Annotated in this window: 17 protein-coding genes and 1 tRNA gene; 5 read left to right on the top strand and 13 right to left on the bottom strand. The window is 56.3% G+C overall.

The features are described from left to right. Positions 1–91 precede the first annotated feature (91 nt). From rho to argS, 6 genes are all read right to left on the bottom strand, one after another. On the bottom strand, positions 92–2,398 hold the full coding sequence (gene rho / locus AC1Z3F_RS03305; protein WP_483566555.1) for a transcription termination factor Rho: 2,307 nt from the start codon (positions 2,396–2,398) through the stop codon (positions 92–94). A gap of 336 nt (positions 2,399–2,734) precedes the next feature. Beyond that, positions 2,735–3,667, bottom strand: a complete 933-nt coding sequence (gene thrB, locus AC1Z3F_RS03300; RefSeq protein ID WP_262198016.1) for a homoserine kinase — start codon at positions 3,665–3,667, stop codon at positions 2,735–2,737. Between the two features lie 129 nt (positions 3,668–3,796). Beyond that, on the bottom strand, positions 3,797–4,897 hold the full coding sequence (thrC, locus tag AC1Z3F_RS03295) for a threonine synthase (RefSeq protein ID WP_131087857.1): 1,101 nt from the start codon (positions 4,895–4,897) through the stop codon (positions 3,797–3,799). 1 nt (position 4,898) lies between these two features. Then, positions 4,899–6,185 (bottom strand): homoserine dehydrogenase, encoded by a 1,287-nt coding sequence (locus AC1Z3F_RS03290; RefSeq protein ID WP_262198017.1) that lies wholly within the window; start codon positions 6,183–6,185, stop codon positions 4,899–4,901. Continuing rightward, positions 6,186–7,607 carry a diaminopimelate decarboxylase gene (gene lysA, locus AC1Z3F_RS03285; RefSeq protein WP_483566554.1) on the bottom strand — a complete coding sequence of 474 codons (1,422 nt, stop codon included), beginning with the start codon at positions 7,605–7,607 and terminating at the stop codon, positions 6,186–6,188. A 5-nt stretch (positions 7,608–7,612) separates the two neighbouring features. Next, on the bottom strand, positions 7,613–9,256 hold the full coding sequence (gene argS / locus AC1Z3F_RS03280; protein WP_262198019.1) for an arginine--tRNA ligase: 1,644 nt from the start codon (positions 9,254–9,256) through the stop codon (positions 7,613–7,615). A 166-nt stretch (positions 9,257–9,422) separates the two neighbouring features. On the opposite strand from argS, the gene AC1Z3F_RS03275 reads away from it, so the two are divergent. The 3 genes from AC1Z3F_RS03275 (at position 9,423) to AC1Z3F_RS03265 (ending at position 10,921) form a co-directional block, all read left to right on the top strand. After that, a tRNA-Arg gene (locus tag AC1Z3F_RS03275) sits at positions 9,423–9,498 on the top strand. Positions 9,499–9,618: 120 nt separating this feature from the next. Then, positions 9,619–10,341 (top strand): VIT1/CCC1 transporter family protein, encoded by a 723-nt coding sequence (locus tag AC1Z3F_RS03270; RefSeq protein ID WP_131087853.1) that lies wholly within the window; start codon positions 9,619–9,621, stop codon positions 10,339–10,341. A gap of 121 nt (positions 10,342–10,462) precedes the next feature. After that, positions 10,463–10,921, top strand: a complete 459-nt coding sequence (locus AC1Z3F_RS03265) for a GNAT family N-acetyltransferase (protein ID WP_483566553.1) — start codon at positions 10,463–10,465, stop codon at positions 10,919–10,921. A 60-nt stretch (positions 10,922–10,981) separates the two neighbouring features. Here AC1Z3F_RS03265 and AC1Z3F_RS03260 read toward each other — a convergent pair whose 3' ends face one another. From AC1Z3F_RS03260 to AC1Z3F_RS03250, 3 genes are all read right to left on the bottom strand, one after another. Further along, positions 10,982–11,773, bottom strand: coding sequence for an ABC transporter ATP-binding protein (locus AC1Z3F_RS03260; protein ID WP_262198021.1), 792 nt, complete (start codon positions 11,771–11,773; stop codon positions 10,982–10,984). Beyond that, entirely contained in the window at positions 11,766–12,683 is a 918-nt protein-coding gene (locus tag AC1Z3F_RS03255; RefSeq protein ID WP_131087849.1) for an ABC transporter permease, read from the bottom strand. Before AC1Z3F_RS03255 ends, AC1Z3F_RS03260 begins: the two co-directional genes overlap by 8 nt. 85 nt (positions 12,684–12,768) lie before the next feature. Continuing rightward, positions 12,769–13,764: an ABC transporter substrate-binding protein gene (locus tag AC1Z3F_RS03250; RefSeq protein ID WP_131087848.1), complete on the bottom strand. Its 996-nt coding sequence runs from the start codon at positions 13,762–13,764 to the stop codon at positions 12,769–12,771. A gap of 399 nt (positions 13,765–14,163) precedes the next feature. Here AC1Z3F_RS03250 and hrpA point away from each other — a divergent pair, with 399 nt between their 5' ends. Beyond that, positions 14,164–18,111: an ATP-dependent RNA helicase HrpA gene (hrpA, locus tag AC1Z3F_RS03245; protein WP_483566552.1), complete on the top strand. Its 3,948-nt coding sequence runs from the start codon at positions 14,164–14,166 to the stop codon at positions 18,109–18,111. A 120-nt stretch (positions 18,112–18,231) separates the two neighbouring features. Here hrpA and AC1Z3F_RS03240 read toward each other — a convergent pair whose 3' ends face one another. Genes AC1Z3F_RS03240 through AC1Z3F_RS03225 form a run of 4 tightly spaced genes read right to left on the bottom strand, consistent with a single transcriptional unit; the run spans position 18,232 to position 20,610 of the window. Next, positions 18,232–18,612 (bottom strand): hypothetical protein, encoded by a 381-nt coding sequence (locus AC1Z3F_RS03240; protein ID WP_207306494.1) that lies wholly within the window; start codon positions 18,610–18,612, stop codon positions 18,232–18,234. A gap of 4 nt (positions 18,613–18,616) precedes the next feature. Continuing rightward, positions 18,617–19,045, bottom strand: coding sequence for an HIT family protein (locus AC1Z3F_RS03235; protein WP_262198022.1), 429 nt, complete (start codon positions 19,043–19,045; stop codon positions 18,617–18,619). 27 nt (positions 19,046–19,072) lie between these two features. Beyond that, complete coding sequence (locus tag AC1Z3F_RS03230) at positions 19,073–19,909, bottom strand: sulfurtransferase (RefSeq protein WP_483566551.1); 837 nt, start codon at positions 19,907–19,909, stop codon at positions 19,073–19,075. A gap of 5 nt (positions 19,910–19,914) precedes the next feature. Next, the gene (locus AC1Z3F_RS03225) at positions 19,915–20,610 is read right to left on the bottom strand and encodes an MBL fold metallo-hydrolase (protein ID WP_131087843.1); all 696 of its coding nucleotides are present in this window, start codon (positions 20,608–20,610) and stop codon (positions 19,915–19,917) included. 152 nt (positions 20,611–20,762) lie between these two features. Between AC1Z3F_RS03225 and AC1Z3F_RS03220 the strand changes: the two genes are divergently transcribed. Beyond that, positions 20,763–21,170 carry a Fur family transcriptional regulator gene (locus AC1Z3F_RS03220; protein ID WP_131087842.1) on the top strand — a complete coding sequence of 136 codons (408 nt, stop codon included), beginning with the start codon at positions 20,763–20,765 and terminating at the stop codon, positions 21,168–21,170. Positions 21,171–21,200 lie beyond the last annotated feature (30 nt).

The raw sequence follows: 21,200 nt of genomic DNA, 5'->3' as shown, positions 1-21,200 counted from the left end.
CTAGTGGGTTAAACGGTCACTACGCGCCGATGGCGTCCAGCCAGCTGCCCGGGTGGGGCAAACTGGCTGGACGCCATGGCGAGTAGGGCAACTAATCCTTGTTTGGGGTGGTCTTGTTGACCAGCATCAAGAATTCAGCGTTGGATTCGGTTTCGCGAATCTTTCCGGTCAGCACTTCCAGAGCCTGCTGTGGATCGATGCCCGAAAGCATACGACGCAGACGCCACATGATGCGTACCTCTTCGGCACTCATCAGCTGCTCTTCACGGCGGGTGGAGGATGCATTGACGTCCACCGCTGGGAAGATGCGCTTCTCGGCCAGCTGGCGTGAGAGGCGAAGCTCCATGTTGCCGGTGCCCTTGAATTCCTCGAAGATGACCTCGTCCATCTTGGACCCGGTCTCCACCAGTGCGGTGGCAAGGATGGTCAGCGAGCCACCGTTTTCGATGTTGCGAGCAGCACCGAAGAAACGCTTTGGTGGGTACAGTGCAGCCGAGTCGACACCACCGGAGAGGATACGGCCCGAGGCTGGAGCAGCCAGGTTGTAAGCACGGCCCAGACGGGTCATCGAGTCAAGCAGAACCACAACATCCATGCCCATTTCCACCAGGCGCTTAGCGCGCTCGATGGCTAGTTCAGCCACGGTGGTGTGGTCATCAGCTGGGCGGTCGAAGGTCGAAGCAATAACTTCGCCCTTGACGGTGCGCTGCATGTCGGTGACTTCTTCGGGACGTTCATCAACCAGCACCATCATCAGGTGTACTTCTGGGTTGTTGATGGTGATCGCGTTGGCGATCGCCTGAAGGATCAGGGTCTTACCGGCCTTTGGAGGCGATACGATCAGGCCACGCTGGCCCTTACCGATCGGGGCAACCAGATCGATAACACGTGGGCCGACCAGCTTTGGATCGGTTTCCAGGCGCAGGCGCTCGGTTGGGTACAGCGGAACGAGCTTGTTGAACTCAACACGTTCGCGGTTATCTTCTGGCTTCTTGCCGTTGACGCTGGTCAGCTGCACCAGTGCGTTGAACTTTTGGCGTGGGTTAGGGGTCTCGCCCTCGCGTGGCTGGCGGATCGCACCAACAATGGCGTCACCCTTGCGCAGGTTGTACTTCTTGACCTGGCCCAAGGTGACGTACACGTCGTTTGGACCTGGCAGGTAGCCGGAGGTGCGAACAAATGCGTAGTTCTCCAGCACGTCCAAGATACCGGCGATTGGCAACACAACATCGTCTTCGCTCAGCTGTGGCTCGTCTTCATCACGACGGTTGCGACGGTTGCGGTTGTTGCGATCGTTGTTGCGCTCGTTGCGGTCATTGTTGCGCTCGCGACGGTTGCTGCGATCATTACGATCGTTGTTGCGCTCACGACGGTTGCTGCGATCATTACGATCGTTGCTGCGTTCATCGGATTCGTTCTCTGACGCTTCGTTGCGCTCGTTACGATCGTTACGGTCGTTGTTGCGCTCATTGCGCTCGCCACGATCGTTATTGCGCTCGTTGCGGTCATTGTTGCGCTCGCGGCGATTGCCACGTTCACGACGCTCTTCGCGTGCTTCGCCGTTGGACTCAGACTCGCTGACTTCGTTGCGCTCGTTACGATCATTGTTGCGATCGTTGTTGCGCTCGCGGCGGTTGCCACGTTCACGACGCTCTTCGCGTGCTTCGCCGTTGGCCTCAGCCTCGTTGGCCTCGCCACGCTCAGTGCGCTCGCCACGGTCGTTGTTACGCTCACGACGGTTGTTGCGGTCACGACGGTTGTTATTGCGTTCGCGACGCTCTTCGCGTGGCTCAGCGTTGTTATCAGTAGCTTCGGTCTGTGGCTCAGCGTTCTGAGCTGCAGGCTGTTCAGCGTTGACTTCAGCCTTGGCCCTCGAGTTGCGGCGCTGGCGTGGTGCCTTCTGCTCAACTGGTGCGGCTTCAGTTTCAACTGTTGCTGCAGGTGCAGGTGCTTCAGTCTGCTCCTGCGCAACTGGAGCCTTGCCCGAGTCGGTCACTCGACGCGATGGGCGACGGGTGCGTGCAGGCTTCTGTCCTGCGGTCGAGTCGTTCGCTGCTTCGGTAGCTGGCTGCGCCTGTGGTGCAACTTCAGCTTCTGCTGCCGGTGCGTTTTTTGGTGCACGGCGCGAGCGCGCCTTGGTTTCGGTTGGCTGCTGTTCGGCAGCTGGTGCTGCTTCGCTCTTAGCTGCCTTTGCTTCCTTCGCGGCGACAGATCCGCCACGCTGATGCTCGCCGATAGCCTTTACCAGGTCAGCTTTGCGCATTCGCGATCCGCCGGTAATTCCCAGCTGCGAAGCCAGCTGCTGAAGCTGGGTCATCTTCAAAGAGGCCAGACCGGCACTCTTGTTTTCGGAAGTCTTGGTGTCCACGCCTTCGTTGAGGCTCGTGGTTTCGGTCACGAAAGTTCCTTCTGACTCGTAGGATGGGCCGCTTCAAGGCAGGCCCACTATGCCGTTAATGTTTTGCCTTAGCCGAAGATTTCATGGCTAGTGCGCATTCCACCGAGCGAGCCCAAAAAGCAGGTCACTAAACTGCGGTGGAATATATAAGGAGACTGATATCTCGACGGCACGAGGCTGTGCATGAATGTGGGATATCAAAGTTGCTGCGACGGCAGGAAGAACCGGAACGACTGGACGGAGAAAGTAGGGTTCAAGAACCGAACCATTCCGTATCAACACTGGCCAATGGGATTTGAACCGGGTAACTACCCAACAATCCGGCCTGCCATAGTGTTACAGCACTTCTACTGTAACACCGTTGTTAGCCAGCGCAGGAACTTCAGCACGCCACGACACTGTAGATTCCGCAGAAAACTCTTCAATCTTGGCCAAGACTTGGGCCACCTGCTCTTCGCCCGCGACCAAGGTCAAAACCGTTGGGCCTGCCCCGGAAACCACAGCGGCCAGTCCTGCCTCACGCAATGAAGCGATCAAGGACGCACTTTCGGGCATAGCTACAGCACGGTAATCCTGGTGCAGATAGTCCTTGGTGCCTGCCAGCAAGACCGATGGATCGTTGCTGAGAGCATGAATAAGTAGGGCTGCACTGGCGCTATTGGCGGCCGCAATACTGTGATCAACCTGCGCTGGTAGTGCTCCACGCGCTACCTCGGTTGATAGCCCGTTGGAAGGAATGGCCAGTACAGCACGCAGCTGTGATTGCAACGGCACCTGAACCGAAGCAAAGCTACCGTCTGGTTGCGTTGATGAAATGCTCAGGCCACCGTAGACCGCCGGCGCTACGTTGTCTGGATGCCCCTCCCAGGCTGCCGCGGCTTGGAAAATTGCTTCGGTGCCACCGCGTGATTCTTCAGGCAGCAACGCATCGGCTGCTGCGTACGCGGCAACAATGGCTGCCGCGGAGGAACCCATACCGCGTGCGTGAGGAATATTGTTCTCTGCCTCGAGGTGAACACCAACCGGTTCAAAACCGGCACGGCTCCAGTAGCGGTGCATCTCCTTGATGATCAGATGTGATTCATCTTTGGGAAGATCCTCGGCACCTTCCCCGGTGATCTCAACGCAGCTCGTCGACGCAGTGCGCACCACAAGCCGGTCCCGGTATTCCAAAGCCAAGCCGAGGGAATCGAAGCCTGGGCCAAGGTTGGCGGAAGTGGCTGGTGGGCAAACAATTACGTGCTGGCCCAAGGCGATCTGCTGCGTCATAGTTCCTTCAGTTTCAGAACAGGAAATGTGAAAAATGGACAATGGCCCGTCACGGTTGACCTAACTCCCCTACGGGAACTTGCCAAGGCGCGACGGGCCATATTCAGCCGGCGAAATCCGGCAGAGGTTCTAGGCCAGGCCCAGTGCGCCGGCTACCTCGACAACGTCGAAGCCGACCTTCTTTGGGGTGACTGCTGAACCATCGGCCTGCTTCAAGGCCCAGTCTGGGTCCTTGAGTCCGTGTCCGGTGACGGTGATGACAATCTTCTTGCCGGTTGGCACATTGCCAGCAGCGTGGTGCTTCAGCAGACCGGCAACACCGGCAGCCGAAGCAGGCTCCACAAAAACGCCTTCACGGCTCGAAAGCCAACGGTGCGCTTCTAGGATCTGCTCGTCAGAGACCGAATCGATCTGTCCGCCGGACTCGTCCCGCGCTGCTTCAGCCTGTTCCCATGATGCTGGGTTACCAATGCGGATAGCGGTAGCGATGGTGTCTGGTTCGGTGATTGGGTGACCTGCAACGATTGGCGCCGCGCCTTCAGCCTGGAAGCCCCACATGATTGGAGTTTTGGTGGACACTGGTTCCAAAACCTTGCCGGCTTCATTGGTCCACTCGGAGGAGTACTCCTTGTAGCCCTTCCAGTACGCGGTGATGTTACCGGCGTTGCCAACTGGCAGCATGTGGTAATCCGGTGCGTCACCCAAGAAGTCAACCACTTCAAAGGCGCCGGTCTTCTGACCCTGAATACGGGCAGGGTTCACGGAGTTCACCAAGAAGACTGGGTAGTTTTCGCTCAGTTTGCGAGCAACCTCAAGGCAGTTATCAAAGTTGCCATCAATCTGAATGATGTCAGCACCGTGAGCGATAGCCTGGGACATCTTGCCCATGGAGATCTTGCCGTCCGGAACAAGCACCGCACACTTCAGGCCAGCCTGAGTTGCGTAGGCGGCAGCTGAAGCCGAGGTGTTACCGGTCGAAGCGCAAACCACAGCCTTGGCACCGGCGGCTACCGCGGCGGTCATTGCCATGGTCATGCCGCGGTCCTTGAAGGAGCCGGTTGGGTTCATGCCTTCAACCTTGAGGTACACATCGTTGCCGGTGTGTGCCGAAAGGGCCGGGGCGTAAACCAACGGGGTTCCACCCTCGCCCAAGGTGATGACCTTGGTGTTTTCGTCTACTGGTAAACGGTCGGCATATTCGCGGATTACTCCGCGCCACTGGTGAGCCACGTTAGTTTCCTTCAACTCGCATAACGGATAGAACTGAATGCACAGCGTCCAAGGCTTCGAGGGCCTCAACGGTGCTGGACAGGGCCGATTCGGTGCCCTGGTGGGTGAGGATACGCAACTGCGCACCAGAATCTGCGTCACCTTGTTGGCTCATCGATTCAATCGAGACCCCATGCTCACCAAAAACGGTGGCAATGGAAGCGAGCACACCGGACTGGTCCTTAACCGACAGGCCAATCCAGTAGCGGGTGGTGATCGCATCAAAGTCGAGCATCCGTGGGCTGCGCTGGATCGAACCATTGGGCAGTGGTGCACCGGCGGCGATCTGTCGAGCCACAGCGACCACGTCGCCCATCACGGCGCTGGCGGTGGCGTTGCCACCGGCACCGGCGCCGTAGAACATGAGGTCGCCAGCGTTTTCTGCTTCAACAAAAACGGCGTTGAAGGCACCGTGCACTGTTGCCAGTGGGTGCGAACGACGAATCAATGCTGGGTATACGCGCACCGAGATGCCCGCTTCACTCTGCTCAGCGATAGCCAGAAGCTTGATGACGTAGCCGGCCTCGGCGGCGGCTGCTACATCTTCTGCGCTGACCTCGGTGATACCTTCGGTAGAAACCTGTTCCGAAGAGACAGTGGTGTGGAAAGCCAATGAAGCCAAGATCGCAGCCTTCGCGGCAGCGTCGTGTCCGCCGACGTCGGCAGTTGGATCGGCTTCGGCGTAACCCAAATCTTGGGCCTGCTTCAATACGTCGTCAAAAGCCGCACCGGTGGTATCCATGGCGTCCAAGATGAAGTTGGTGGTGCCGTTGACGATACCCATCACCTTGGTGATGTGATCTCCAGCCAGCGAATCAGCGATCGGGCGAAGGATCGGGATGGCACCGGCCACTGCCGCCTCGTAGCGCAACTGCGCTCCGGACTGTGCAGCAACTTCATTAAGATCTGCACCCTTAAGCGCAATCAGTGCCTTGTTGCCGGTGATTACGCTGGCACCCTTGGACAGGGCGGCAGCGATGTACTGGCCGGCTGGGTCCAAGCCACCGAGTAGTTCGATGACCACATCGGCCTTTTCGATCAACGCGAGTGCATCCGTGGTGAAAAGCTCCTTGGGCAAGTCCACGTCGCGCTTGGTATCAAGGTTCCGCACGGCAATGCCGATCAGCTGCAGACCAGCACCCGAACGGGATGCCAATTCATTCGCGTCTTCCAGCAGGATTCGGGCCACTTGGGCTCCGACCGTACCGCAACCCAGCAGGGCTACCTTCAGGTTCTTTTCGCCGCTCAATTAAACTCCCATGTCGCGGGCTAGCAAGTCGTCTTCGGTTTCCCTGCGTACGATCAAACGGGCTTGGCCATCGCGTACAGCTACCACCGCTGGGCGGGTGAGGTAGTTGTAGTTGCTCGACAGGGCCCAGCAGTATGCGCCGGTGGCCGGAATCGCGAGCAAGTCGCCAGCCGCCACGTCGTCGGGCAGGTAAACGTCCTTCACGACTATGTCACCTGACTCGCAATGTTTCCCAACTACACGAGAAATAATTGCGTCGCTTTGCGTCATACGACTGGCCAGAACGGCGGTGTATTGCGCGTCGTAGAGCACCGGACGAGGGTTATCGCTCATCCCACCATCAACGGCAATGTAACGGCGCGGGTGCAGGGTGCCGGCTTCGTCTTCAACCTGAACATCTTTGAGCACACCGGTCTCGTACAGGGTGAAAGTGGTCGGACCGACAATGGCGCGGCCTGGCTCAATGGAGATGCGAGGGCAAGCCATATCCAATTGCGCGCAGGTAGCCGAAACAACTTCGGCCATCTGGCCGGCAAGCTTCGCCGGGGTGGAGGGGTGATCCTCGGAGGTGTAGGCAATGCCGTAGCCACCACCCAAGTCCAGTTCAGGCAGCTCAACGCCGTGAAGTTCACGAACCTTTGCAAGCAGACCCAGCATGGTGCGAGCCACCATGGCAAAACCGTCGGCTTCAAAGATTTGTGAACCAATGTGAGCGTGCAAGCCCAAGAGGTTCACATTCTTCGCTTCAATAGCGCGGGCTACCGCACGCAAAGCCGGTGAGGTGCCAGTGGCATCGGGAAGAATGGACAAGCCAAACTTCTGGTCCTCGTGCGCGGTGGCAATGGCTTCATGAGTTGATGCGTGAACACCAGGGGTAATACGCAGCATCACTTCTGCGGTCAGGCTTAAAGAATCAGCCAAGGAGATCACACGTTCCAGCTCATCAAGTGAGTCGATAACAATGCGGCCAACACCCATTTCAAGGCCGCGGATGATCTCGGCCTTGGACTTGTTGTTTCCGTGCAGCGAGAGATTCTCTGCCGGAACGTTAGCTGCCTTAGCTACTGCCAGCTCTCCGCCGGAGCAGGTATCTAGGCGCAGACCCTCGTCGGTAACCCAGCGGGCTACCTCGGTGCAGACAAAAGCTTTGCCGGCGTAGTAAACATCTACTCCCCCGCACAAGTCCTTAAACGCTTCATCAAAAGCGGTCTTGAACCCGCGGGCTCGGGCGCGGAAGTCATTCTCGTCAAGCACAAACAGTGGCGTGCCAAATTCTTCGGCGAGAGCACTGACCCGAAGGCCCTGGACGGACAGTTCGCCGTCAGCCTCGCGGGAAACCCCCGAAGCCCATTCGATCTCGCGTAGTGCGTTAACGTTTTCGGGGAATTGCAGCCATTGCGGGGCTAGCGGCGATACAGCCATACCAGTTACATCCTCTCTGGGGCAGAAACGCCCAGCAGTTCCAATCCATTTGCCAAGACGGTGGTGGCAGCGTCGTTCAGCCACAGGCGGGTGCTGTGCACTGCTGAGATCGTTTCGTCTTCACCAACCGGGGTGATACGGGTTGCGGCGTACCACGAGTGGTATGCACCGGCTACCTGCTCCAGGTAACGGGCAATGCGGTGTGGTTCGCGGAATTCTGCAGCACCAGCCACGACCGATGGGAACTGTCCGAGTACGGCCAGCAGTTCGTTTTCGGTCGGATCGGTCAGCAGGGTTGCTTCAAAGTCATCACGGGTAATGCCCTTGGCTACAGCGTTACGGGCTGCGGCAGCCGAACGTGCGTGAGCATACTGAACGTAGAAGACCGGGTTGTCGTTGGTGTTCTTTCGCAGCTGCTCTGGATCCAAGGCAATTGGAGAATCGGCTGGGAAACGAGCCAGCGAGTAACGCAGTGCGTCAGCACCGATCCAGTTGATCAGATCGCGCAGCTCAATGATGTTGCCAGCACGCTTGGACAGCTTGGCACCGTTGACGCTGATCAGCTGACCGATCAACACCTCGATATTCTTTTCCTTGTCATCTCCTGCGCAGGCAGCGATGGCCTTCAGTCGATTAACGTAACCGTGGTGGTCGGCACCGAGCAGGTAGATCTTTTCTTCGAAGCCGCGGTCCTTCTTGGACAGGTAGTACGCGGCGTCGGCAGCAAAGTAGGTTGGTTCGCCGTTGGCACGGATCAGCACACGATCCTTGTCGTCACCAAAATCGGTGGTGCGTAGCCAGACTGCGCCTTCCTGATCAAAGATATGACCCTGTTCGCGTAGGCGAGCCACGGCGTCAGCCACAGCACCGCCCTCATGCAAAGCGGTCTCTGAGAAGAACACGTCGAAGGTGACACCGAAGTCAGCAAGGGTCGCCTTGATATCAACCAACTGTGCTTTGTACGAAGCTTCGCGCAGGGCAGGAATGGCTTCTGCTTCTTCCAGCTTGCCAAGCTCAGGGTTCTCAGCGAGTACTACGTCGCCGAGTTCCTTGATGTATTCACCTGGGTAACCGCCCTCAGGTACGGGCAGGCCGTGGATGCGGTTGTATACGGAGCGGGCAAAGACGTTCATCTGGTTGCCGGCGTCGTTGATGTAGTACTCGGTGGTGACCGTTGCGCCAGAGGCACGCAGGACGCGCGAGATGGCATCGCCCAGTGCGGCCCAACGGGTGTGGCCAATGTGTAGGGGTCCGGTTGGGTTCGCGGAAACGAACTCCATGTTGACCACGTGGCCGGCCAGGGCTTGGTTGTGACCGTAGGCAGCGCCGGCATCAACGATGCTGCGGGCTAGCTCACCGGCTGCGCCGGCTTCTAGGGTGATGTTGAGGAAGCCTGGACCAGCGATGTCGACTGCGTCGACTCCTGGAACCTCTGCGAGTCGTCGGGCAAGGAGCTGCGCGAAGTCGCGGGGTGCCATTCCGGCTTTTTTGCCCAGCTGCAGCGCGATGTTGGTTGCCCAGTCACCGTGCTCACGGCTCTTTGGACGGTCAACACGTACGGTCTCTGGCACCTCAACGGAGATATCACCAGCGGCTACGGCTTCGGTGAGGCATGCGGATATTGCTGCGGAGAGTTCTTCAGGAGTCACCGTTCAAGAATACCGGTAATTGCCCTAAATAATGATCATTCATGACTCCCCCGGACTGTGAGACTGAGCAGTCCCGGTGACTTTTGCACCACATTCTTGAGTGCTTTCTCCAATTGCGCAGATCAGCGCACCACCTGATAGTATTTTTTCTGTTGCTCAGCAACCCGCCTCTGTAGCTCAGTGGATAGAGCGTCTGCCTCCGGAGCAGAAGGTCGAAGGTTCGATTCCTTTCAGGGGCACCAGCAAATTGCAGGATCTGGAATTCCAGACCTGCAATTTTTTTGTTTAAATGTTGCCGATAACTATGGCGAAGATTTACTTGTCACTGGCGTCTATGTCTTGCTTAGTGATTATCTTGGCTCATGACCGAATCCACGAGTGCTCACCCTAACGAACCGCATCAGAAAAACTTTGCTGAACGTCTCAACTGGTTGCGCGCCGGCGTGCTTGGCGCCAATGATGGCATTGTTTCAGTAGCGGCCACGGTAGTAGGCGTCGCGGGTGTCACCAACCAATCGGCACCCATTTTTACTGCCGGCATGGCTGCCGTCATTGGTGGCGCGATATCCATGGCGCTAGGTGAATACGTATCGGTCAGTAGTCAGCGCGACTCACAGCACGCACTCATTGAAAAAGAACGCCAAGAACTTGCCGATGATCCGCAAGCAGAGCTTATTGAGCTTGCTGGGATTTACCAGTCGAAAGGGCTGAGCCAAGAGACTGCACTGCAGGTGGCCAATGAACTCACTGAACACGATGCGTTAGCAGCACACTTGTCGGCAGAGCTGAATATCGATGAAGAAGAAGTCGTCAATCCTTGGCATGCTGCTTATGCCTCTGCCGCTGCCTTTGTTATCGGCGCGATCCTACCCATGCTGGCCATCATGCTGCCGCCGGATTCGGTGCGCATTCCGATAACCTTCGCCGCGGTGCTCATTTCTCTTGCGCTGACCGGGACACTCGGCGCCTACATCGGTGGAAGTTCCAAACGTGTCGCGGCGCTTCGCTTGGTGATTGGTGGTGCGCTCGCTTTGGCGGCGACGTTCTTCATCGGCACCCTGCTTGGATCCAGCGGAATCTTTTAGTGCATTGTCCTAGATAGCCACTTGCCTAATCTGCGCTCTGCTTGCACTGACAAAGATGGAACACGTACCTCAGTAAGCTAAGACTATGGATGCCAAAAGTCCGTCAATAACTTTCGCAGTAGTGAAGCCTGAAGATCAAAAGTCTGTTGCCCAGGCTGCAATCATCTGGGCTCGCGCTGCCGCCCAGCGCGATCACCAGCCACTGCCCAAAGATGGCGCGCAAGCTCTCGCTGGCGTCCAACGTCGTTTAGCCCTTCCTAGCTCCCGGCTCGTCTTGGCTACGCTCGCTGATGAGCCTGCAGGTTTTACCCTCTGCGCTCCGCACGATGACTATCTGGAAATTTACTATGTCGCAGTCTCGCCAGAATTCTGGGGCCGTGGCGTTGCACGTCAGATGTTGGATGAAGTAGACCGCTACGCGCTGAGCGCAGGCTTCCACCACATCCGTTTATGGGTCATAGCCGAGAATTCCCGCGCCATGCAGGTTTATCTGTCTTGCGGCTACCAGCAGACAGGCCAAGAACTCGTTGATCAGAGTTCGGGACGCGTCGAGTGCCTATTGGAGAAAACTTCGACTTAAACCAGTTCAGGCTCCGCCAACCATTAGGATATGCGGAGCCTGAACTGTTGTTCTCAGTTTTTATTGCAGCATGGTGCGATCATCGAGCTGAGCGCCCTTGATCTTTTCAAATTCACCGAGCAATCCCTTAACAGTCATTTGCGACTTTTCTTCTTGATTCAAGTCCAAGATGATCTGCCCGTCATGCATCATGATCAGTCGTGTTCCCAATTGCAGTGCTTGTTCCATGTTGTGTGTGACCATCAGCGTCGTCAGCTGATGCCGTTCAACGATTTCCTTGGTCAAGCGAGATACAAGAGCTGCACGCTGCGGGTCAAGCGCTGCGGTGTGCTCATCCAGCAACAGGATCTTTGGCTTTGAGAACGTAGCCATCAACAGGCTCAATGCCTGACGCTGACCTCCCGAGAGCAATCCAACCTTGGTCTTCAGGCGATTCTCGAGGCCTAGTTCCAGGCTCTTGAGTTCCTCGACAAATAGCTCACGTCGCTTGGCTCCAACGCCCAAACCCAATCCGCGGAAACGGCCACGGGCGTAGGCCAAGGCCATATTCTCTTCAATGGTCATGGCTGGAGCAGTGCCAGCCATTGGATCTTGGAATACGCGGCCGATGTACTTTGCTCGACTGTAGTCCGCTAGCTTGGTGACGTTCTTTCCGGCGATGCTCACCGAGCCTGCGTCCGGCTGAAGTTTGCCGGCCACCATATTGAGCACTGTAGATTTGCCTGCGCCGTTGGAACCAATGACGGTGACAAATTCGCCGTCGGTCAGTTCCAGATTGATGTTGCGCAGAGCTTTACGTTCATTGACGGTTCCGGGGAAGAACGTACGCGATAGGTTCTGGATATTAAGCATTGGTGCGAACCTCTTCCTTGCCAGTCACGGTAGCCGGCGAGCGCTTGAAGGTCTTCACTATTTTCTGGAACCCCTTCCATTTAGGCAGCAACAACGCCACGACAACGAGCACTGCTGAAATCAGCTTCATGTCGTTGACTTCCAGGCCCGCAGACAAAGCCAGCTGAATCACCAGACGGTAAATCACTGCGCCGAATACGACTGCCAATGCAGCCAGCCAGATGTAACGCTGGGTGAAAATCGCTTGGCCAACGATGACCGAAGCCAAGCCAATCAGAATCAAACCGATACCCATGCCTACGTCAGCGAAGCCCTGGTACTGAGCAATCACCGCACCGGAAAGCGCCACAAGGCCGTTGGAAAGGGCAAGGCCCAGAATCTTCTGATTATCGGTACTGACACCGAAGGAACGAATCATTTCCTGATTATCGCCGGTGGCACGCATGGCCATTCCCACTTCGGTGTGCAGGAACCACACAATGGCAGCAACAAATACAAGACAGAGAACGAAGAGAATCGCAATCGATGTCCCAGTACCCAATAATCCCGCTTTGCGCAGGGGGCTAAACAGAGTTTCTTCACCAAGCAACGGTGTATTTGCTTTACCCATGATGCGTAAGTTGATGGAATACAAAGCAATCATGGTCAAAATACCGGCCAACAAGCCGTCAATTTTTCCCTTGGTATGCAGTAGACCTGTGATGGTGCCGGCAACTAGGCCAGCGATAAAGGCCAGTGCCGTAGCGAGCCACGGGTTCACGCCGCTGACAATGCTCACCGAGGCGACAGAGGCTCCGGTGGTGAAGCTACCGTCGACTGTCAGGTCTGGAAAATCTAGGATACGGAAGGTCAGATACACGCCGAGCGCCATGATGGCGTAAATCAGGCCGAGTTCAACCGCTGTGATCATGTGGGGATCCTTGAGTTGTATTGTCACGACGAAAGGCGAGGCATCAGATCATGCGCCTCGCCTTACGTCGCTTGTGATGCAGGGTTTAGTAGACTTCGACGGCCTTTGACTTCATGTCCTCGGAGAATTCGATGCCGGAGTTCTTTGCGGCTTTCTCATTGAGGTACAGGTCAACCTTTGAGATGGTCTCTACCGGCAGGCTTGCTGGTTCGGCTTCGCCCTTGAGTACTTTGACCGCCATGGCAGCGGTCTGCTCGCCGAGCTTCTCGTAGTTAATGCCGTAGGTTGCGGTAGCACCACGCTTAACCGAGTCGCCGTCAGCGGCAATAACTGGAATCTTCTTCTTGTCAGCGGTCTGGATCAGACCTTCAAGTGCAGAAACCACAGCGTTGTCGGTCGGAACGTAGTAAGCGTCTACGTCCAACGATCCTGCTGCCTGCTGTACTTCACTGGAAGTTGAAATCGCAGACTTTTCGATGGTCAGGCCCAAATCTTTAGCAGCTTCTTCAGCCAGCTTGACCTGAACTTCCGAGTTCACTTCGCCCGAGGAGTAAACGATGCCGACCTTCTTAGCATCTGGTTTCAGTTCCTTGAGCAAAGCAAGCTGCTCATCAACCGGGTTCAAGTCCGAGGTGCCGGTGACATTGGCACCTGGTGCTTCATTGGATCCGACGAGCTTCGCGCTCACAGGGTCAGTGACAGCTGAGAACAGAACTGGAACCTTGGTGATGGTCTGGGCTACTGCCTGGGCTGACGGGGTGGCAACTGCCAACACCAAGTCAATATCCGAGTCCGCAGCAAGCTTGCCAGCAATCGAGGTATTGGTAGCCTGATCAGCTTCCGCGTTGTTCTCGTCGTAGGAGATCTTGTCACCGGTGTACCCGGCGCTCTCCATGCCCTTTTTGAATCCGGTGACGACAGCATCCAAGGATGGGTGCGTAACGTACTGTGCGATGCCGATCTTTACTGGCTCGTCACTTGCAGCCTTGTCGCTCGATCCATTGCTACCGCCGCAAGCGGTCAACGCGAGTGCGCTAGCTGCAGCTACTGCTGCAAATTTCATAGCTGTGAAGCTCTTCATTGAAATCCCCTTCAAAGTCCCCATAGTGCGAGTGATGTCATCAATGCAGTTGGTAGTTGGGCTGCAAGACCACTTGTGAAATGCATCCGGGAACCGTCCCAACACCACGTCGATGATTACCCTAGATCTTACATGTGAACGACCTCACTTTAGTCACCGGATAGGGCCATCGAGAGACGTTTTAATCTTGATATTGAACTTTATGGGCACAATTTCCGAGTAGTGAGACGAAATTGGTACGTTTTGTATTTTGTCTCCACAAGATGTCGACGTTTGCCTAGACGGACAGAAAATTTGACTAACCTCTTTCACACATCCTTGGACCGGATTAGGCCACAAATTTCGCCCTCGGCTCGGCGGCAAGTGGATTGGGCGCTACGCGAATAGAATAGAAACATCATGGCGCTTAGCATTACGTATCCAGAAGCCCTCCCGGTCTCAGCCCGTCGCGCAGACATCCTCAAAGCAGTGCGCGAAAATCAGGTGGTAGTGATAGCCGGTGAAACCGGTTCAGGAAAAACCACCCAGCTACCCAAGATGCTCATTGAACTCGGCCTGGCCGAAAAGGGCATGATTGGGCACACCCAGCCTCGTCGTCTTGCCGCGCGCACCGTGGCTGAACGAATTGCCGAGGAAATGGGAACCGAAATTGGTGACGAGGTCGGTTTCCATGTGCGCTTCACCGGTGAGGTCTCGCGCAATACCAAGCTAAAAGTCATGACCGATGGTATTCTGCTTGCCGAAATTCAGCGCGACCGTTTGCTGAAAAAATACTCTGCGATCATCATCGATGAGGCTCACGAGCGCAGCCTGAATATTGACTTCCTGCTTGGTTACCTCAAGCAGATCATGCCAAAGCGCCCTGATCTGAAGATCATCATCACCTCGGCTACGATCGACCCTCAACGTTTTGCCGAGCACTTTGGTAAGACGTTACCCTCGGGCGAGATTGAACCAGCACCGATTCTGGAAGTCTCCGGACGTACCTTCCCCGTTGAACTGCGCTACCGCCCATTGCAGGCTGAAGCAGCCCTTGACGATGAGTCAGATGATGAAAATTCATTAGAGGAAGAACGCGATCCCCTCGATGCAGTCACCGATGCGGTTAAGGAACTAAGCCGAGAAGCACCAGGCGACATCCTGATCTTCTTCTCCGGTGAACGAGAAATTCGCGATGCGGCTGAGGCGTTGCGAGCAATGGTCACCGCCAATAAGCGCCTGCCTCGTTATGAAGTATTGCCGCTTTTTGCTCGCCTCTCACTTGCTGAGCAGCACCGAGTCTTCCACCCGGGCAGTGCACCACGCCTGATCTTGGCTACCAACGTGGCTGAAACTTCACTCACCGTGCCAGGCATCAAGTACGTGATCGATACTGGCACCGCCCGCATCTCGCGATACTCTCATCGCACCAAGGTGCAACGTCTACCTATCGAACGCGTTTCACAGGCCAGCGCCAATCAGCGTTCGGGCCGTTGTGGTCGTGTCTCCGAGGGCATCGCCATCCGCCTGTACGCGGAATCAGACTTCGAGGCTCGCCCCGAGTTCACTGACCCAGAAATCCTGCGTACCAACCTAGCTAGCGTCATTTTGCAGATGATTTCCATGGGCGTAGTTGCGTCAGCCACCGAGGTGGGAAAGTTCCCCTTCGTTCAGCCTCCCGAAGCAAAGGCCATCACCGATGGTGTGAACCTGCTGCGCGAACTTGGTGCGTTGGAATCCAACAAGTCCGCCAAGCTCACCCCGATTGGTCGCAAGCTGTCCCAGCTGCCACTAGACGTACGTCTGGGACGAATGATCGTCGAGTCTGCGGACCGCGCAGTGGCTAAGGAAGTCATGGTGCTCGCCGCAGGTCTGAGCATCCAGGACCCACGAGAGCGTCCAAGTGAAGATACCGGCATGCGCGAAAGAGCTGCCGAGCTACACAAACGATTCACCGATGAGAAGTCTGACTTCATTGCCTTGCTTAATCTCTGGGCATACCTGCAAGAACAGCAGAAGGAACTCTCTTCCTCGGCCTTCCGCCGCATGTGCAAGACAGAGCACATCAACTACCTGCGCGTGCGTGAATGGCAAGACTTGTTCACACAGTTGCGTCAGCTTGCTAAGCCGTTGGGCATCACCGTAGCGGCTGCCCCGATTGACCCGGCTGCCAACGAAGACCAAGTTCACAAGTCACTACTGGCTGGTTTGCTTGGACATATCGGTATGTACGATGAGCGCAAACGAGATTATCTCGGTGCGCGTGGCACTCGCTTTGCCATCTTCCCTGGCTCCGGACTTTTTAAGAAGTCGCCAACCTGGGTCATGTCCGCCGAGCTCGTGGAGACCTCACGCCTATGGGCGCGAATGAACGCAGCCATCTCCTCCGAATGGGTGGAAGAACTCGCGCCGCATCTGCTTAAGCGAACGCACTCGGAACCGCATTGGTCTAAGCGCACCGGCTCTGTCATGGGATATGAAAAGGTCACGCTCTTTGGCCTGCCAATCATCCCCCGCCGTCAGTTCCACTACTGGCGGGTTGACCCGATTCTGGCGCGCGAACTATTTATTCGTCACGCGCTGGTTGAGGGAGATTGGCGTACCCACCATAAGTTCTTTGCCAAGAACCGGGCTCTGCTTGAAGAAGTTGAAGAGCTTGAGACACGTATGCGCCGTCATGATCTGCGCATCTCTGATGAAGATCTATTCACTTTCTATGATGCGCGGGTGGGCTCCGAAGTTTATTCTGAGCGTCATTTTGACCGTTGGTGGAAAAATGCACGGGCAACTGACCCAACGCTTTTGGACTTTGACCCCGAAGCTTTGTTGGCCGACGGTGAAGAACTCGATGAAAGTAACTTCCCCACCACGTGGCAACTGGGCAATATTCACCTGCCCCTGAGCTACGAATACAATCCGGCCGCCAGTGCGGGTGAAGGCGACGGCGTTTCGCTTACCGTTCCTGTGGTGTTCTTGAATCAGCTGGACCCTGCTCGCTTCGCTTGGCTCATTCCAGGCCTGCGTCACGAGCTGATTACTGCGCTGATCCGTTCCATGCCGAAGGCCATACGTAAAAACTTCGTTCCGGCCCCGGATGTTGCAGGTAAAGCTCTAAACATGCTGGATCAAGACTTTGATCCAGCTACTGATGATCTGGCGGAATCACTGGCGCTGGTCTTGCGTCGATTGCGCGGCATGGTGGTTGAACCTTCGGTCTTTGATTTTGCTGCATTGCCAGCGCACTTGCGCTTCGGTTTCACTGTCACGGATGCCTCCGGCAAGGTATTGGGTCAGGGTGATGATCTGGCCGCCCTGCAATACAAGTTTGCGGCTGCCAACCGCGCAGCGCTGGCTAGTGGAGTCAATAAGCCGGGCAAACCTGGCGCATCGGTGGCATCACCTTCGAACAAGTCGAACAAGTCGAACAAGAAGGGTGCCAAGGCCTCGGCCGCACCAACTCAGGGCGCTTGGGACCAGCAAGGTCTTGATCACTGGCCTGAGCTAGAGGCCGCTGGCGATACCCTAGGCGACACTCTGCCTGCTAAGGTCACCACCACGGTTATGGGCCAAGAGATCACTGCCTTCCCCGGACTGAACGACACCGGGTCGGCCGTAGATCTTACCGTCTTCCGTAGCGAGACCGAACGCGATGCTGCGCATCGTAGTGGTGTCATTCGACTGCTGATGTTGCGTTTGCCGTCGGCGGCAAAGTTTGTCGTCTCGCACCTGAAAAATGCGGAAAAGCTGGTGTTTACGCAGAATCCGCACGGATCCATCGACAAGTTAATTGCTGATTGCACCATGGCCGCCGTGGATCAGTTGGTTCCGGCCACGCTTCCGATGAACCGAGCTAGTTTTGAAGCACTCTTCGAATCTGTGCGTGCCGAGCAGATTGACACCGTCTTCACCATCACCGCAGTGGTGGCTAAGGTCTTTGGATCTTCGACCCGGATCAACAAGGATCTAAAGAGCACAAAGTCATTGGCGATGTTTGCTGCAGTCACCGATATCCGTTCGCAGCTTGAGCAGTTGATTTATCCGGGATTCATTGCTGCCACCGGTGCCGCGAACCTCATGCGCCTACCGCGTTATGTACAAGGCATTGAAGTGCGTTTGGAGAAGTTGCGCGGTGGAGCGGTCACCCGTGATTCACAGGCATTGGTGACCATCCAAAAACTGGAAGATGAGTACGATACTGCTCTGGGTAAGGTTCCACAGGGCGCACGTGTTCCTGCGACTTTGGGCCAGGTGAAATGGATGCTGGAAGAAATGCGCATTTCGCTCTTTGCCCAAGAACTGGGCACTGCGTATTCGGTCAGTGAAAAGCGCATCCGTAAAGCAATGAAGGATGGGCTCGCTGAGCTTTAGCCATACTCGTTACAAAGTTTGAAGCGGGACGAATCCCGAGTCAGATGCCGCGGGGTACTGGACATCATGTTGGCGCGCCATATCGGTTCTGAACGCCCAACCACGCAGGTCCAAGGCTAACTATCTGGCTGGTGGAACGACGATGATTTGCACGTCGTCCTCGTAGATGACCGTGCCAGGAGACTTTGACTGTAGTTTCTCCCAACCGATCTGGTGCGCGTCGAGCAACTTGAGATACGGCTCGACGCGCTCCAGCAGGTGGTGTGCACTGTCCTTAAACCAAGCCACTGCCCCGGGATTGAGCTCATGATCATAAATTTCGGGGTCAGTGCTGCTTGGGTTTGGATAGGCTGCGTCATACCAATCATTGCCCGCACGCCAAATGACGTGCTCTTCTTCGCTGAGCTCACCGCCACGGCCGAGCGAATTGACGAGGGCAAAAATTCCTAGATTTACGCCGCGATGGTTAGGCGACACAGACTGGTAGCGCAGGTACAGCAAGGTTTTAGGCCTCTGGGACAAATTCGCTGTGGCCGTCCTGAACCAAGCCATCGCGCAAGAGCTGAGCGTTTTTATCCAAGGCCACTGGGTCTGGGTTCTCCGTCGCATTAGACAGATCAAAATCAGCCAGCGAATTGGTTGGCCAGACATGCACATGTAGATGAGGAACTTCAAAGCCTGCAATCATCAGTCCGGCACGCTGCGCACCAAATACGCGCTTCTGGGTCTGTCCGATTTTTCTCGCCACCAGGGTCAGATGGGTTACTAATTCTTCAGAAGCATCCGTGAATTCATCGACTTCCTCACGTGGCACTACCAGTGCGTGTCCGTCGGTCAGTGGGCCGATAGATAAGAAGGCAACGCATTTTTCGTCTTTCCAGACGAAACGGCCTGGGATCTGACCTTCAATAATCTTGCTGAACAGCGTACTCATTGCTGCCTTTCTCTAGCTGCAGTATTTTTAGTTGCGATGCTTTTCGTCGCTCGTGGCCACTGGTGCTTGCGGGTATGAGCAATATTCGGACCAGCTACCCGGGTATAAGCCCAGTTCAATGCCTGCGCTGGCTGCAGCGAGCACCTGATGCGCGGCGGTGATGCCGGAGCCACAGTAGGCTGCAGAACCGGGCCGCTGCGCTCCGAGCTTGGTAAAGCTTGCTTGCAGATGTTCGGGTGTGTGGAAGCGCGCCTGGGCGTCCAAGTTGTCGGTGGTCGGCCGGTTCAAGGCGCCGGGAATGTGTCCGGCCACCGGGTCAATCGGCTCTTCGATCCCCAGATAGCGGGCGGTAGCGCGCGAATCGATTAGCACTCCAGTTAGGGATTCCAATTCGCCGAACTCGACTACCGGCATTCTGCCCCAGGAGAGCATCACCGTCCCGGGTGCTGCTTCTTCGATGCCATCCGAGATCGGACCATCGGCTTGCTTCCAAGCTTCCAGTCCGCCATCAAGTACCTGAACGTTTTCAAATCCTGCATGGCGTAACAACCACCAAGCGCGGGCTGCGGCGAGGGCACCAGAATCGTCGTAGGCCACGACGCGACTGTCTGGGTTGATGCCCCAACTGCGCGCGGCAGCTTCAAAATCTGCAGGCAGTGGTAATGGGTGACGTCCGGTATGTTCACCGACGGTGCCCGATAATTGCGTTTCCAAATCCACAAAGATGGCACCCGGAATATGACCGGCAGCGTACTGCTGTGCGCCGTCGTTCTTTCCAAGCACCCAGCGCACGTCTAAGAGCACGGGAGAGGCCTCGCCCTGAAGCAAGGCTGTGAGTTCATTGGCGGAAATCAAAGGATTCATATGCACTACCTTGCTAACAGTTCCTCGACCTTATATTCGGTGCCCTGCTCTAGTCGCTGATAGGTGCTGCCGGAACGCTCAGCAATGGTGCCCAACTGGCGGTCGAACAAGCCCACGCCGATCTCGTTGAGCAACCCGTCGTGGATTGGCGCCCACGTTTTTGCCTTGGTTGCCGTAGCAAAGTCAGCAGCTTCAGACATCTTGCCCCACGGTGCCATCACCGGCAGTAGCAGTAAATCTACTGGCACGCCCACGGGAACTTGGTAGCTGTCTCCGGGGTGGAAAACTATCGGTTGACCAACTGCCTTATCCCCCAGCACGTATCCGACGTTGGCAACCAAGTCGATGGATTGGTGGATCGTCGCGTGGGTGCCGCCTACTGCGCGCACACGAATCCCGCCGACAATGAAGTCGGCTCCAGCGCACACGGGGTGCACCTGGGCAATGGTGGCGGCCGGTAGTTTTTCCTTCAGGCTCTTAGCCAACGCCGCTGGCGAGTAGACCTCCAACACCGGATTAGAACTCAGTGCTTGGACGATAGCTTCGAGATCCGCATGGTCCGCATGCTCGTGGGTGATCAGCACTGCGTGCTTGTCTTCGAAAGCCCCAGTCAGTTCAGAAAAACTTCCAGGATCAAGCAGCAGCGAACCGTCTACGGTGCTCAGTTCAATACAGGAATGGCCTCTGGTTTTGATGCGCATGTCTTTAGCGTAGGCTCCACGCCCCGCCCGTGCCAGCGCCTGACACGCATCATCCAGAAAAGTTGGCTAAAATTGAGTGACAGTACAGGTGAACTGCGCAGTTACATGAGCGGTTGCCTGTCCGCAACGAAGTCAAGGAATGGTGCACGTAGATGTCCCAGCCAGAAACCCGGATTACCAAGCAGCGACTGGCTGTAGCGCAGGCACTGGGCGAGATCAATGATTTCGCCACCGCACAGCAGCTGCACCGTTGGTTGCAGGATTCCGAAAAGAAGGTTTCGCTGGCCACCGTCTACCGCCTGTTGCAATCCATGGCAGATGACGGCTTGGTTGACGTCCTGCGTAGCGGTGACGGCGAAGCACGTTTCCGTCAGTGCATCACCGACACCCACCACCATCACTTGGTCTGCCGCTCTTGCTCTAAGACCGTAGAAGTACAGGCCCCGTCCGTAGAACGCTGGGCCGCACGAGTCGCAGCCGAGCATGACTTTTCTGAGCCTGAACACACCGTTGAAATCTATGGTGTGTGCGCCGAATGTCGCGCTAAAGCCAGTAGCTAATCACCGAAGTTGGAATTCAAAATCTCTGTG

This window comes from Glutamicibacter sp. MOO4 (genome assembly GCF_056934395.1).
The sequence above is the reverse complement of the archived record's forward strand: the minus strand, read 5'-3'. Positions and strand labels throughout refer to the sequence as shown.

Excerpts from the sequence above, each read along its gene's own strand:
- AC1Z3F_RS03230 (WP_483566551.1), bottom strand. The coding sequence starts at position 19,909 with ATGAATCCTTTGATTTCCGCCAATGAACTCACAGCCTTGCTTCAGGGC.
- AC1Z3F_RS03225 (WP_131087843.1), bottom strand. The coding sequence starts at position 20,610 with ATGCGCATCAAAACCAGAGGCCATTCCTGTATTGAACTGAGCACCGTA.
- hrpA (WP_483566552.1), top strand. The coding sequence starts at position 14,164 with ATGGCGCTTAGCATTACGTATCCAGAAGCCCTCCCGGTCTCAGCCCGT.
- AC1Z3F_RS03270 (WP_131087853.1), top strand. The coding sequence starts at position 9,619 with ATGACCGAATCCACGAGTGCTCACCCTAACGAACCGCATCAGAAAAAC.
- AC1Z3F_RS03260 (WP_262198021.1), bottom strand. The coding sequence starts at position 11,773 with ATGCTTAATATCCAGAACCTATCGCGTACGTTCTTCCCCGGAACCGTC.
- AC1Z3F_RS03255 (WP_131087849.1), bottom strand. The coding sequence starts at position 12,683 with ATGATCACAGCGGTTGAACTCGGCCTGATTTACGCCATCATGGCGCTC.
- AC1Z3F_RS03220 (WP_131087842.1), top strand. The coding sequence starts at position 20,763 with ATGTCCCAGCCAGAAACCCGGATTACCAAGCAGCGACTGGCTGTAGCG.
- AC1Z3F_RS03235 (WP_262198022.1), bottom strand. The coding sequence starts at position 19,045 with ATGAGTACGCTGTTCAGCAAGATTATTGAAGGTCAGATCCCAGGCCGT.
- AC1Z3F_RS03250 (WP_131087848.1), bottom strand. The coding sequence starts at position 13,764 with ATGAAGAGCTTCACAGCTATGAAATTTGCAGCAGTAGCTGCAGCTAGC.
- lysA (WP_483566554.1), bottom strand. The coding sequence starts at position 7,607 with ATGGCTGTATCGCCGCTAGCCCCGCAATGGCTGCAATTCCCCGAAAAC.
- thrB (WP_262198016.1), bottom strand. The coding sequence starts at position 3,667 with ATGACGCAGCAGATCGCCTTGGGCCAGCACGTAATTGTTTGCCCACCA.